This is a genomic window from Stenotrophomonas sp. 28608_Sma, from assembly GCF_056486185.1.
The window spans coordinates 485,780-499,707 of sequence record NZ_CM151308.1; the positions used below are offsets into that span (position 1 = coordinate 485,780).

General features: G+C 57.9%; 9 protein-coding genes. 5 read left to right on the plus strand and 4 right to left on the minus strand.

Going from position 1 to position 13,928, the window contains the following annotated elements; all coding sequences use genetic code 11:
* The first annotated feature begins 483 nt into the window (after positions 1-483).
* From aceE to ACZLHH_RS02195, 4 genes are all read left to right on the plus strand, one after another.
* The gene (aceE, locus tag ACZLHH_RS02180; protein ID WP_004139606.1) at positions 484-3,171 is read left to right on the plus strand and encodes a pyruvate dehydrogenase (acetyl-transferring), homodimeric type; all 2,688 of its coding nucleotides are present in this window, start codon (positions 484-486) and stop codon (positions 3,169-3,171) included.
* Positions 3,172-3,293: 122 nt separating this feature from the next.
* Positions 3,294-6,686 (plus strand): hypothetical protein, encoded by a 3,393-nt coding sequence (locus tag ACZLHH_RS02185; RefSeq protein WP_152911155.1) that lies wholly within the window; start codon positions 3,294-3,296, stop codon positions 6,684-6,686.
* Positions 6,676-7,155: a response regulator gene (locus ACZLHH_RS02190; protein ID WP_080356570.1), complete on the plus strand. Its 480-nt coding sequence runs from the start codon at positions 6,676-6,678 to the stop codon at positions 7,153-7,155. Before ACZLHH_RS02185 ends, ACZLHH_RS02190 begins: the two co-directional genes overlap by 11 nt.
* Positions 7,152-8,369: a 5'-methylthioadenosine/S-adenosylhomocysteine nucleosidase family protein gene (locus ACZLHH_RS02195; protein WP_080356569.1), complete on the plus strand. Its 1,218-nt coding sequence runs from the start codon at positions 7,152-7,154 to the stop codon at positions 8,367-8,369. The genes ACZLHH_RS02190 and ACZLHH_RS02195 overlap by 4 nt, the downstream gene beginning before the upstream one ends.
* Positions 8,370-8,566: 197 nt before the next feature.
* Here the strand turns inward: ACZLHH_RS02195 and ACZLHH_RS02200 are convergent, their stop codons facing one another.
* The 4 genes from ACZLHH_RS02200 to ACZLHH_RS02215 form a co-directional block, all read right to left on the minus strand.
* Positions 8,567-9,124 carry an HNH endonuclease gene (locus tag ACZLHH_RS02200; protein ID WP_053093340.1) on the minus strand — a complete coding sequence of 186 codons (558 nt, stop codon included), beginning with the start codon at positions 9,122-9,124 and terminating at the stop codon, positions 8,567-8,569.
* A 643-nt stretch (positions 9,125-9,767) separates the two neighbouring features.
* Positions 9,768-10,136, minus strand: a complete 369-nt coding sequence (locus tag ACZLHH_RS02205; protein WP_049462937.1) for a hypothetical protein — start codon at positions 10,134-10,136, stop codon at positions 9,768-9,770.
* A 454-nt stretch (positions 10,137-10,590) separates the two neighbouring features.
* On the minus strand, positions 10,591-10,965 hold the full coding sequence (locus ACZLHH_RS02210) for a TonB family protein (RefSeq protein WP_080356568.1): 375 nt from the start codon (positions 10,963-10,965) through the stop codon (positions 10,591-10,593).
* Positions 10,966-11,289: 324 nt separating this feature from the next.
* The gene (locus ACZLHH_RS02215; RefSeq protein WP_049462936.1) at positions 11,290-11,937 is read right to left on the minus strand and encodes a HEPN domain-containing protein; all 648 of its coding nucleotides are present in this window, start codon (positions 11,935-11,937) and stop codon (positions 11,290-11,292) included.
* 906 nt (positions 11,938-12,843) lie between these two features.
* Between ACZLHH_RS02215 and ACZLHH_RS02220 the strand changes: the two genes are divergently transcribed.
* The gene (locus tag ACZLHH_RS02220) at positions 12,844-13,848 is read left to right on the plus strand and encodes a helix-turn-helix transcriptional regulator (RefSeq protein ID WP_004139622.1); all 1,005 of its coding nucleotides are present in this window, start codon (positions 12,844-12,846) and stop codon (positions 13,846-13,848) included.
* Positions 13,849-13,928: the final 80 nt, after the last annotated feature.

Genomic DNA, 13,928 nt, shown 5'->3' on the forward strand with positions numbered 1-13,928 from the left:
TTTTGGGCCACGGCCGGCCCCGCGCACAGCAAAAGGGGCGCCCCTTGCGAGGCGCCCCGGAAACACTGTGGAAGGGAGTGAGGCAGGGCCAGACGGCGGACCGAAGCGGGCGAGGCCAACACTCGAGGCCTACCCTGAGGGCAGGGCGGGGGGCGATCCAGAGGCAGGTGCGACACGTTGTCGTCCGTTCAGCGCCAGCACGCGGAGCCGATACAGGTGGGCATGGCGCTGCCCTACAACCGTCATCGGCAGCGGTAACACTGCGTCCTGCACATGGGCGCAGCGGCCCGCAAGCGACAGCCCGCGCAGCCAACAAGGCCCGCCGCAGGGCCTTCAGCGGGCCCGGCAAGCCCCTTGCGGACACTGGCCGGTTGCATCCATACGCCTGCGTAGCCAAGTGACGAAAGCCCTTGGTGCGCTACACTTTGCGGTCTAGAAATCTATACAACAGTCGCGCGCGTGCGTGCGGTTATGGGAGCGCTAATGAACTGGTTGAACGAGGTGCTGAACAACGACCCGAATCCTGTGGAAACCCAGGAGTGGATCGAGTCGTTGAAGGCCGTTATTGATGTCGAGGGCTCCGAGCGCGCGCATCAGCTGCTGGAAGGCATGGTGGAACTGACCCGTCGTTCGGGCGCCTACCTGCCGTTCTCTCCCACCACCGAGTACGTCAACACCATCGAGCCGCAGCTCGAGGCCAAGAGCCCGGGCAATGCCGAGCTGGAATGGCGCATCCGTTCGATCATCCGCTGGAACGCGATGGCCACCGTGGTCCGCGCCAACCGCAAGCCGGGTGACCTGGGCGGCCACATCGCCTCGTTCGCCTCCGGCGCCACCCTGTACGACGTGGGCTTCAACCACTTCTGGCGCGCCCCGAGCGAAAACCACCCGGGCGACCTGCTGTTCATCCAGGGCCACAGCGCCCCGGGCATCTACGCGCGTTCCTTCCTGGAAGGCCGCATCAGCGAAGAGCAGCTGGACAAGTTCCGCATGGAAGTGGACGGCGGTGGCCTGTCCTCCTACCCGCACCCGTGGCTGATGCCGGAATACTGGCAGACCCCGACCGTGTCGATGGGCCTGGGCCCGCTGGCCGCCATCTACCAGGCGCAGTTCATGCGCTACCTGGAAAACCGTGGCCTGATCGAGAAGTCCGACCGCAAGGTGTGGTGCTTCATCGGCGACGGCGAGAGCGACGAGCCGGAAACCCTGGGTGCCATCGCCCTGGCCGGCCGTGAAGGCCTGGACAACCTGATCTTCGTGGTGAACTGCAACCTGCAGCGCCTGGACGGCCCGGTGCGCGGCAACGGCAAGATCATCCAGGAACTGGAAGGCGTGTTCCGTGGCGGCGGCTGGAACGTGATCAAGCTGCTGTGGGGCGGTTACTGGGATGCCCTGCTGGCCAAGGACAGCGACGGCGTCCTGAAGAAGCTGATGATGGAAACCGTCGACGGCGAATACCAGAACTGCAAGGCCTTCGGCGGCGCATATACCCGCGAGCATTTCTTCGGCAAGTACCCGGAAACCGCTGCGATGGTCGCCGGCCTGTCCGACGACGACATCTGGCGCCTGAACCGTGGTGGCCACGACCCGCACAAGGTGTACGCCGCCTACCACCAGGCCGTGAACACCAAAGGCATGCCGACCGTCATCCTGGCCAAGACCGTGAAGGGCTACGGCATGGGCAGCGCCGGTGAGGCACTGAACCCGACCCACCAGACCAAGAAGCTGGACGACGAAGCGGTGCGCCACTTCCGCGACCGCTTCAACATTCCGGTGACCGACGCGCAGCTGGCCGACGGCCAGGTGCCGTTCTACCACCCGGGCCCGGATTCGCCGGAAGTGCAGTACCTGCAGGAACGCCGTGCCGCACTGGGCGGTTACCTGCCGCAGCGCCGCCGCAAGGCCGACAAGACCTTCGTGGCACCGAAGCTGGAAGCCTACGAGCGCCTGCTGAAGAGCAGCGGCGAGCGCAGCTACTCCACCACCATGGCCTTCGTGCAGAGCCTGAACATCACCTTGCGTGACAAGGAACTGGGCCCGCACATCGTGCCGATCGTGGCCGACGAAGCCCGTACCTTCGGTATGGAAGGCCTGTTCCGCCAGATCGGCATCTACGCGCCGTTCGGCCAGAAGTACAAGCCGGTGGACGCGGACCAGCTGATGTTCTACCGCGAAGACCAGAGCGGCCAGGTGCTGCAGCAGGGCATCAGCGAGCCGGGTGCGATCAGCTCGTGGATGGCCGCCGGTACCAGCTACTCGGTCAGCAACGTGCCGATGCTGCCGTTCTACATCTACTACTCGATGTTCGGCTTCCAGCGCGTGGGCGACATCGCCTGGCAGGCGGCGGACATGCGTACCCGCGGCTTCCTGCTGGGAGGCACCGCTGGCCGCACTACGCTGAACGGTGAAGGCCTGCAGCACGAAGATGGCTTCAGCCATCTGGTGGCCGGTGGCATCCCGAACGTGCGCAGCTACGACCCGACCTTCGGCTTCGAAGTGACCGTGGTTCTGCAGCACGGCACCAAGCGCATGATGGAAGACCAGGTGGACGAGTATTACTACGTCACCCTGATGAACGAGAACTACACCCACCCGGAAATGCCGGAAGGCGCGGCCGAAGGCATCGTCAAGGGCATGTACCTGCTGACCGACGCCGGCAAGCCGAAGAAGGGCGAGCTGCGCGTGCAGCTGCTGGGCTCGGGCACCATCCTGCGCGAAGCCATTGCTGCCGCCGAGCTGCTGGACAAGGACTTCGGCGTGACCGCCGATATCTGGAGCTGCCCGAGCTTCAACGAACTGCGTCGCGATGGTTTCGACGTGGAGCGTGCCAACCGCCTGCATCCGGAAGGTGAGCAGCGCAAGGCCTACGTGACCGAGCTGCTGGAAGGCCGCCAGGGCCCGGCGATTGCCGCCACCGACTACGTGCGTGCGTATGCGGACCAGATCCGCGCGTTCGTGCCGATGTCGTACACCGTGCTGGGTACCGATGGGTTTGGTCGTTCGGATACCCGTGCGAACCTGCGCCGGTTCTTTGAAGTGGACCGGTACTACATCGCCCATGCCGCGATTGCGGCGCTGGCGAAGGAAGGGAAGATGACCGCGAAGGATGTGGCCCGGGCGATCAAGCAGTACAAGATTGATCCGGAGAAGGCTAATCCTGTTGGGGTTTGAAGCCGGCCAGTGTGGACCGCTCCGGTAGTGAGGGAAGAAGGCGGCTATTAAGCCGCCTTCTTTTTGAGACGCGTGCCTCACTCGTAAGGATGAATATTTTGGGCGATATACAGGGAATGTGAATGTCAGCCATTAAAGTGCGCAAAGCCTCATCAAAGTATGGGACTCTCCGTGGGCTTGTTGGGAGTATCAAGGAGCGGGCATATGGGGTCGACCAGAGTGTTCGCACTTTCCGTGCAGTTCGCGGTCTAAGAGATGTGCATGGGAAGGCGAGAGAAACTCTATCCCCATTATCCTATAGTGCTTACTTCGACTACATAAATTCGTTCGCTGCCGAGATGCTTCGGCTGGTTCCCTTAAAAGGCTATTCAAATGTTGCAGCTCTCGTGGAAATGCCGGAGCTCTCTCTCGCCGATGAAGTGCTTTGGAACATTGCGAGAATAAAGGCTGCGGCAGGTGAAATCTCCAAGACGATTCAGATGAATCAAGAGCTTGGAGAGATTGTTTGGGCGGGAGCGAGAGGGGCGCTAGAAAAGGCACAAGAGATTTCGGACGAGTTCGGGGAGTCAATATTTCTTATTGAAAAAAGGATATTCCTCCATCAGCAAGCTGGCGGTCTTGAGGCACAGAAAAAGTACGTAGCGACTGTCAAGCGGGCGCTGCAAGGGGGGGTTGCCCCATTCTTGTCTCATCATTTCAGTGTGCGCAATGAGCCGTCTACGTCAGTTGCAAGATTCACTGCAGATGTAAAGAAGCGATGTGAGAAGATAAAGGACAGGGAGCTTGCAGTTTATCTTGAATACAAGCTTACCAAGCAGTGGCCTTCAGATGAGGCTGAAATTGCGAGCGTACTTAGAGTTGAGCAGAACAACGCTAGCATTGATGTTTATGAAACATTTGTATGTCTGTTGAGCGCAGTTCGCTCAGGACGGCTGCAGGTTGGCATTGATGTCGACGCGATCGTACATGAGTTGAGCTGCATTGAGGATCGCAGACTCAGTACGTCAGCATCCTCTTTAGGGCTGAGCGGCAAGACTATGGATTCGCTGGTGTCAGGTCACTACCGCCAAGCCATGAAGGAATGTCTAGGGCGTCAATGCCTGAATATAGAGGACATTATCACTGCATCCATCTGTCGAGCGCAGGCTGCTCAAGGCCATGGTTGTGAGAGGGAAGCGCGTTCTTTGAGAAACCAGGTCGTCAGCAGATTTGCCGAGGCATTGCTGGCAACTGAGCGATCGGTTGCTGCAAAGGCCGATCTGAGAAAGCTACATTTGAACTGGTATGATGGTTATCTTGTAAGTGCAAGTACCAGGCTCGCAGCGACAGATATATTCGATTCAGTTGCCATGCAAGTTGCAGCGCGAAGTGTACCTGGCTGCGTTCAGAGCACACGCCTTCTATCGCAGCTGTCGGAGCATGGGGACTTAGTTAGATTGATTAATGATATCTCGGTTTCCCCGCGACCAAGTGACGGAGTGGCCCTGAGCTCAGATGCTCGAGCAATTGCTCTGGGAGCGCAGCATTCCGTCGCCCGTGATCTGCCAAGGGTTCTTGTCGAGCTAACTCCCCTTGTACACTCCGATGTTGGGTTCATGAGTCATTTCGCAACGCTCATGGCATTGGAAGCTGCTGCGAAAAACCGAAATGTATCTGCATTCTTGGAGGTGCTTTCAGATGGGGTTGTTCGACTGGGAGCGGTAGCTCTCTCACCAAACGCACTGGCGTTCTCCGCTCAGTTGAGGTGGAAGGATATACGGTCATGCTCCTCTGATATCCGACTATCCATCGCCGCCCACTACCTAAACAAAAGGAATGCCGGGAAATACTGGAGCACATGCTTGCGCTTCGCGATCGACGATTTCCTGAAGATCCATTCCATTGAGCGACCCTCGCAGATTGATGTGGCGGTACACGGAATAAATGCAGTTAGGCACTTCTGGCGGGAGGTCTGCGAGGAGCATGTGGTAGACATGATTTACTCCATAGACGGGGTGAAGTCTCTTCGAAAGGAGATGAGAGAGATACTTTCTGTGCTGCGAGAGATTGATGTCGAGCACAAGGAGTTCTATGACTCTGAGATTGTATCAATCACTCATCTGTTGATGATTGAGGATGGTCGGCGCATAGTTGATCAAAGTCGAATATATGTAGACGAGGCGGCGCTCCGACAGCTTCTTCGTGAGGAGTTGACAGAGCCATTCAGTCGATATCGCGCACTAGCTCCCGTTTCCGTGGAAGACACGAGAGAGTTTGATGAGGTTCTGAGGCGGGTTGCTAAGGGAGATTCTGGCGCTGGAGATCTTGCGTTTCCTAAGAGTGAGGCGGACCAGCTCTTGGTTGAAATGATAAATCTGAGCTGCAACAGATTTCTTTTCGATGCTAAACATGGCCTTGATAGCTATCTCAGTAAGCGTATCCGCCACGGCTCTATCGTCGGGCATTTGCGGGGTGCGATCGAGCAGCACGAAATGATTTTCCAGGCTTTGGGTAGCGGGTTACCCTACGTCGAGCCGGACGATTGGCGGGATAGCTACGTTAGAGTTCCATACATCGAACAGCTTGAGGTCGTCAGAGCGATGTGTGACTTCAGTGAAAAAATCGATGCAGAACTTCTCTATGCAAAGAACAACGTTGTTCAGATTCGTACTGCTGAGAAAGTAAGTGGACTTCTTGGTATTAATCTCGGTGCGGGGGAGTATCATACAATCAGGTCGTTTGTACGGCGGGATCTCTCTTTCGATGGGTTCCTGGATTCAATGTTTGCGGCATTCTGGGGGTTGCTCAACCCGTCATTGAGTGCGGTTCGTAGGCACCTCCGGGAACGCACTGCTGAATCGATATCTAGGGAGTTCTCTAGGGTCAGAGCTACCGTAGTCGCGAAGCGACAAAAATATCCTGAGTTGTCCTTGCTGCTCAGTAAGCTGGATCAAGCCTGTCGGGATGTGTTGGGAGAAGTTGAGTCGGTGGCACAATGGTTTGAAAAGTCTGGGCTTGATGCCGCCCATATGAGATGCAAACTGGCGGATGCATTCGCAATTGGTATAGAGTCGTCGAAGGCCACTTACAAGAATTCAAACCTTAACCTCTCTGAGTCTACAGTCCCAGACTTCGATATAACCGCAGCGGACATTCCCGTGCTGGCTGACGTGCTTCTGGTTATATTTGGAAATATTCACACCAAGTCTGAAGTTCAGGACGGAGCGATTGTTAGCCTACATTGCTCCGTCAATGATGCAGAAGGGACGCTTAGGATCGTCGTAAAAAATGAAGTTGCAGTTGGTGTGCGCGATCGAAACCAGTTTCGTGTTTCTGAGATACTGAATGAAGTTAAGGCTGGGCGAATTGAACAGGGTCTTAGGCGCGAGGGCGAATCCGGCTTTAAGAAGTTGGCTGCCATCGCGAGCCAATCCGCGAAGGGTTACTTGGATTTTGGTTTCTCATCTGCAACGGATTTTTTTGTTGATATGAAGCTGTCCTTGATTCTTCAAGAGGGAGGTTGCTGTGAAGAGTAGAGGCTTCTCGATACTCCTGGCTGAGGATGAGGCACATAAGTCGAAGAATGTCCGTGATCTTTTTGCATCCCATTATCCTGAGGCGATTATCACTGAGGCCGCATCTGTCAGATCAGCCATCGCGCGTCTTGGTCGAGAGAGTTTTGATTTGATCTTGCTAGATATGTCGTTGCCAACATTCGATGTGGCGGCTGGAGAAGGGGGCGGCAGGCCGCAAGGCGCTGGGGGGGTGGAAATTCTTAATGAGTTCGAGCGGCTCAGTTATTCGCCGCTCGTAATTGTTGTAACTCAATACGCAGATTTTTCAATCGATGGAAAATGGTATCTTCTGTCAGAGTTGGAGTGTGAGTTGCGCGAAGAGCATGGGGATGTCTTCCTTGGGCTTGTGGAATTTGATAACGCCAATTTGGATTGGAAGAGGGCGTTGATTAGCTTGATGGATCAATTTATTGCGAGGGTGTCGATTTGAGAATTCTTGTTGTTGAGGATACACAAGCCAAGTTGAAGCGGATCGTTGCCGTTCTCATGGAGACAGGAATTCCTCGGGATCATATCGAGGTGGCAGTATGTTCATACTCTGCACGCCAGTTTCTACGAAATAACTACTACGATCTGCTGCTTCTTGATGTGCTTATCCCTTTCCGTCAAGAAGATGATCCAGATGCCCAGGTCTGCGTTGACCTGCTTGAGGATATTTCTGAGGGTGGTGAGTACAAAAGGCCGGGAAACATTGTTGGGCTCACTGCGTACGATGAAGGCATTGCTGACGCTGTCGATACCTTTAATGAGATGCTGTGGAATGTAATTAAGGTCTCTGAGGCCGACAATGGGTGGGTGGAGAGAGTCAAAAATTGTGTTAACTACCTCCGCTCTGCGCGCAAAGAAGACGCTACGAGAACATCTAAGGCAGAGGTTCTCGTAATATGCGCGCTTCGTAGTCCTGAGTTGGAGGCCGTGAAGAAGCTTCCCTGGAACTGGGAGGCGGAGACCCCGTTCGATGATGTTTCGTTCATCTCAAAGGGCGTCGTAAGTACGGCGAAAGGTAATGTTAGGGTCATTGCTGCCGCTGCTCCGAGAATGGGTATGGTGGCGTCAGCTGTGCTGGCGAGCAAACTGATCGCGGATGTTGTTCCAGATATTTGCGCGATGCCAGGCATTAGTGCTGGATTCTCTGGAAGGGTGGAGTTGGGCGATGTGGTTTTCGCAGATCCGGTTTGGGACTATCAGGCCGGGAAGCGTATCGTGGATGGCAACGGTGAGCCTGGTTTTGAGATGGCACCTCATCAAATTCAGTCTTCGCCGGAACTGAGGGCGCTGATTGAGCAGTTGTCGGAAGATAAGGAGATTCTGAGATCGATTAGAGATGCTTGGCAAAATCCGCCGCGAAATGATCTTAGAATTCGAATTGGTCCCGTTGCGTCTGGCTCAGCTGTGGTAGCAGATAGGGCTTTTGCGAAAGAGGTCTCACACCAACAGCGCGCCGCTTTAGGGCTAGAAATGGAGCTTTACGGCGTCTCATCCGCGTGCGCAATGGCGACATCTCCTCGTCCAAAATTTGTAGGATTAAAGGCAGTATGTGATTTTGCAGACGCGGATAAGAATGATGGACTTCAGTCATACTCTGCCTACACAAGTGCTGCCGTTCTTGATCATCTTGTTCGCAGATATTTCGATATCTGTTAATGGCGTGACGAATATGCCAACTGGAACTATGTGTTTTGGGAGGTTCGATGCCCTTGCCTACAGTAGCGGGGGCGGCGCCAAGACAGCAGCTTCGAAAACAGGTCGCGTCACTACCAGGAAAGGACGAGGGTTGATGCAATCTTTGCAATAGCGCCTGACATGCTCTTCAAACTTTCTGTATCGGTGGACGGCGCCTATCAAAGACAACGTCTTCGGTGAAACTCAAAGAAACCGAGCTGCTTCTGGGAGAAGTCTCTATATCGAAGTGATGCATCCAACTTCAGGCCAAGCCGAACTTGCACGTCAGAAGGTAGGCAGCTCGAAATCAGCAGGCGACCGGCCGACGAGAAGCTAATCCAGCCGCGATCAAAGAGCAGGTCCGCATGCGGGGCCAGCAGAAGACCGTTCTCGTCATCAACGCGCTCGCTATGAGTGCTATCCGCCCACGGTTTGATATGACTCGCGCGAAGGAACCTTTTGCCCATCATCTGAAACACTACGAGCGTCTTGCCATCCTTGGCGTGCTCGCCAATTGCTCGGTTGCCCGCCACATACTTCATGTCTCCGACTTGACCCTCGCCGAAGTAATGAAAGACTTCGTCGTCGTTCCAGAAGTCATGGTAGCCATGAGACACGCCAGCCTCGCCAGTGAACGCGATGACTAGCGGATGCTCCTTGGGTGTTGAAATGCCGCCTTGCCGTTGCCCGCCAAATACACCGTGGATGTGCTTTTGACGGTTGTAGAGCGCGTCCACCTCGAAAGGGAGTTCCTTCCTGGATCCCTGTCCCAGAAGCTAGGTGCCCAGGATTCTGGCCAGAACCAGGTTCCTTGTGTCATTGGCTGACGGGTTTGGCTGCCAGGACAGGGTGCAGATGGGGGCTATTGGGACGCAGACCTAGGGCAGCCGTTCTCAGGTGGGCTCAAGTTCCTCCTGCGTCCCTCGGTTGAGCCCCATCTATCTTTCCAGCGCTGTAGCTCTATTGCATAGCTTGCAACCGTGGATATGGTGACTATCAGAATTCTTGGCCCAGAGTTGTCCACGAACACAATGGCATCGTCACGTAGGCTCAGATCAAAGAAGTGTGCACCTGGATCATGCTTTCCGATGGTGATGCCTTGGCAAGCCAACTCCTCGGCAAAGCTCTCGGCGTCGGCCCGAAACAGGGCAAACTCCGAGTCGGTGAGCCTTGGGTAGTTCTCAAGACTCATTGTGGTGGCTGGCGCGTACGCTCCGCCAATGATCAATCCTAGTAACGCTGCCGCAGTCAGGGCAAGTAAAGTCTGGCTCGGCATAGTGAGGCCAGTGTTGGAGGCTAAGGGGCTCAGACAGCGGCGCATGCTTAGGGCCGTGCATGCAATCCGGCGCGTTGCACTCGATGTGCGTAGCAAAGCACGCTCTATTCCCGAACCTGCAACCGCTCAATAGCCTGCGCAGTCAACGCCACACACGCCATCTTCAATCCTTCCATCACCCGATCCCCCACGTACTCCTCGGGCGCACCATTCTGCCGAGTCCGCTCCGCAGCCAGCATCAGCTCCGCCACCACGCGCAGCCCCGCCAGCGCGCAATCCGCATCCGCCAGCTGAAGACAGCGCCCAGGCAGTTGATGCCGTTCCGGCCAAGGCTGACCGTCTGCAGCCACACCGCTACCAATGCGGCGCAGTGTGGCGACGAAGGTGTTGGGATCGGGGGATGGTTCGCGCTCGGCGTCGGCGTTCTCCGGATCGTACTGCGCGTGCAGGGAACGGAAGTCCGATGTGGTCATGGCAATGCTCCGTACAGGACAGATAGCAGCGCCACCAGATAAAGGCGGCGGACGATGCGTGGTTCGAAAGCCGGACAGTAACCATGCCGGTGGGTCCGAAGACCCCCACGCACCGCCCGCCATGGAACGCGAACGGATTGCCAGCCGGCGTCACACAAGGTGACGCCGGCTGACAAGCGCAAAACACAAGGTTACTGAGCGGGCTTTCGAACCCCGCGCCACCCTTTTCCGGTGGCACGCCAAGAGATACCCGTGCAGCAACCAAATGCCAAGAAACCACAGGACTGATGATTGCCAGTCCTGACGCTTTCGGCATTGTCGCACACGGTGTTAAGCCAGCAAGCGATTGCGCCGCAACGCTCTTGAAGAGCTTGGCGCTATTGGCCCCAAGCGCAGGAGCGCCCGCAGCCAGGGCGATGGCCTAGGGCCAATCGCGACAGATTGGAGCAGCGGTTCAGCCGGGCGGCGCCTCGGCCGTGGGCACGAAGGTCAGACGGACCCGTACCCGCGCATGCCGCGCGACGCACTCAACCACGACCGGATCAAAGCGCCACTGGTCCACTGCGGTAAAGGCCGCTCGATCGAGCTCCCGCAGTCCGCTGGACCGCGCCACCATCACGTTGGAAACGTGGCCCAGCTCATCCAATTGAGCAACCAGCAGCACCGCCATGGGAGCCTGCAGGAAGGTATCGGGCGGCGTGGCGAGGGCCGTTGAATACACAAGGGCAGGTGCCTGCTGCAGCTTGAGGGTGGGGTTGTCGCCGGCCTCTACAAACACTTCAGTGGAAACCTGCGGGTCCGCCGCCATGGCCATGGCAGCTGTGGCCATGGCAGCATCAGAACGAGGTTCAGTGCCAGGGCGGTGTTCAAACGGGGCATACGTGGTTTCCATTCCGGTGCGCTATCAGCATCGCGGCCATCCCCCGGCTGGCTCCCGCCTGGACCGGCTGGCCGCGCCCAGGCCGACGTCGTAGTGGCGGGTGATAGCGCGTGGGTAGAACCTTCCAGCCGCCCGGCGAGGATCGTGGGCATGATCATCCCCTTGGGGGTGGGGGATGGCGTGGAGCGTGCATGGCTGGGGCGGGTCCCAGCCATGCGCTCAGTCCCTAAACCGCGTTGCCGGGCCTGCCGAAATCTCTGGCCGTGCCGTGGTTCAGATGTGGATCATCGGGTAGGCGACTTCACCCAGGTCGGGCGCGTCGTCCCTCATCATCAGATGCAGGATTGCCGGTACCAGTTGGCCCAGGATGGCGGCGCCATCTCGCAACTGCTCACGATTGGCATGGCTGTCCCACGTGGCCCCGCCATGTACCAGCTGGTTGCGCAGTACGTACAGCCGGTCAAGCACGATGGAGAGCACGACTTCAGTACGCCGCTCAACTACGGCCTGCAGCGCCGAGCGCTGGTCCTTGGCAAAGCGCTCTGCCCACTGGTCGCTGCTGTCATGTTCCCGCAGTGCCTTCCAGAAGCGTGCATAGACAAAGCGATTCCCGATAAGGGTTCGGATAGGCCCGGGAAACTGTTTGAACAGGATGTCCTGCAGGCTTCCTTGCTTGTCATGCCTCAGCAAAGCATCGAAGAACTTGCGCAGTTGTTCGCGCTCGGCATTCTCGAATCCGAACTCCTGGGCATAGGCTGCGTTCAGCGCAATCCACAGAAACAGGAATCGCGCGTCCGTATCCTCGTCTTCCTGTTCGGCGCGGTTGAGCCAGCTGATGGCGCGGTGTAGGCGCACGCGCGTCGAGTCCGGTTGTGCATCGCGAATCTGACGATGCACTTCCTTCAGAGCAGTCGAATCCATTTTTCCCCCCTGTAAGATTTGCCATTATGCATGGCACCTCCGGCTGGGAAACTACTCCGAACGTCGCGCACTCCGCCAAGCCTCGGGTAATCCCTGCCAAAGCGCATCCAGAGTGGCTGCGCTGCCGCACGCCAGCGCAGTGGAGCGGCACTCGGGGCAGGCGCGGAACCAGGTCAGTCCCTCGATACGCGCATCCCCGGACGAAGGCAATGTCCGCTTCCAGCCGCAGTCTCGGCAATGGTAGGTCGACTTTTGCGCCAGTCCCCACATGCTCTGCCGAGCCTCAGTCATCTGCGCCGACAAGCTGCTGATCCGTCAGCCAGCGGCCCAGCCCATACAGCGCGAAACCGTAAACCACCGTGGCACCGATAATCTTGAACATGCAGTCCCTCCTCCTGGGTAGTAGCGGGGCGTCCAATGCCCCTGTTCCGATCCTTCGGCGTCCATTCTGCAGAGGGGTGCGACAACCTGTGTCGCGTCACCCGGGCCGATACTCGGCGCTCCCGGGATCGTGGCGGCGCGATTGGATTTCAGACCATTCCTAAAGACATCGCGCGCGAGTTGGCGATAGATTCTGCTGCAGAGCGATCCACCACGAGGCGCCCCGTGCAGGCATGCGTCGCTGCCCGCCGAGCGCCGTGCCATTGGCATCCGTAGCCGGCCGCTATCGGCTTGCGTTTGGATTACTTGAGCCTCCATCGGAACACACATCGTTCCACATCCGCACCCGCAGATGGCCCTGTGTCTGCTGTGAAAGCGTGATCGGATTCAAGATAATCACGAGACCAAGGGAAGGAACCCGTTGTTGGCCGAAGTGGCTTCTTGCGACATCAGATGTCGCAGCTTTCGGTTGAATCGGCTCATCCCCTGCTGGGATGTCGTGGAAACATACAAAGGACTGGCAACATGGACACCGATAACCGCTCCTCGCTGGCGCGCCAGTGGCGTCTGCTGCAGCTGCTGCAGCCTGCTCCGCACTACCGCACCGTGAAGGAGCTCGCCCAGACCTTGGCGGCGGAGAGCTACAAGGGGGGTACTCGAACCATCGAGCGGGATCTGAACGCCCTGTCGCTGCAGTTCCCCATCGAGAGCAATGATCTTCAGAAACCCTATGGTTGGGCATGGATGCGCGGCGCGGCCGCCTTCAGCATGCCGGGCATGTCCGTCTCACAGGCGGTGGTGCTGCTCACCGCGCAGCGCAACCTGCAGGGACTGTTGCCAGCCAATCACTGGCCTGCACTGACGCCGTTCTTTGACCAGGCAGAGAAGACGCTGGCGGCGGTCCGCACGACGCGTTCCACGCGGCGCTGGCACGAGAAGGTCGCCGTCGTGCCAGCCAGCCAGTCCCTGCTGCCGGCTGCGGTGGACACCGACGTGGCGGTCAACGTGCACCAGGCGCTTTTCAACGAGAAGCAGCTGCGCTTGTACTACGTGGCCCGTGGCCGTAGCGATGCCAGTGAGTACGTCTTCCATCCCTACGGGATGATCCAGCGTGGAACGTCCAGTTACCTGGCTGGACGGATTGATGGGCGCACGGAGACCACTACGCTGTCGCTGCACCGGGTACAGCGTGCAGAAATGCTCGACGCCGACACCGAAGGTGCTGAGTCCTTCGAACTCGGAAACTATGCGAGCCGGGTTGCCGCTGGCTTCGAGAGCAAGGGACCTCTGTCCGTTGAGCTGGAGCTTGATGAAGCCCTGGCCCAGCACCTGGCGGAGACACCGCTCTCCCGTGATCAGAAGCTGGACGTCGGGGACGGTCTTGTTCCCCGTCTGCGGGCCACCGTCGATGACTCCGCCCAACTGCGCTGGTGGCTGCTCGGCCTGGGCGCATCGGTACGCGTTCTGGCTCCCGCAGCACTGGCCGACGATATCGCCGCTCGCCACCGAAGCGCCGCACAGCGTTACTGACGTGTGGGTGCGACGCCGGATGTCGCACGCCCGCAACACAATCTTTCCGCGCTACTCCTTCGACCTACACGCCACACAGG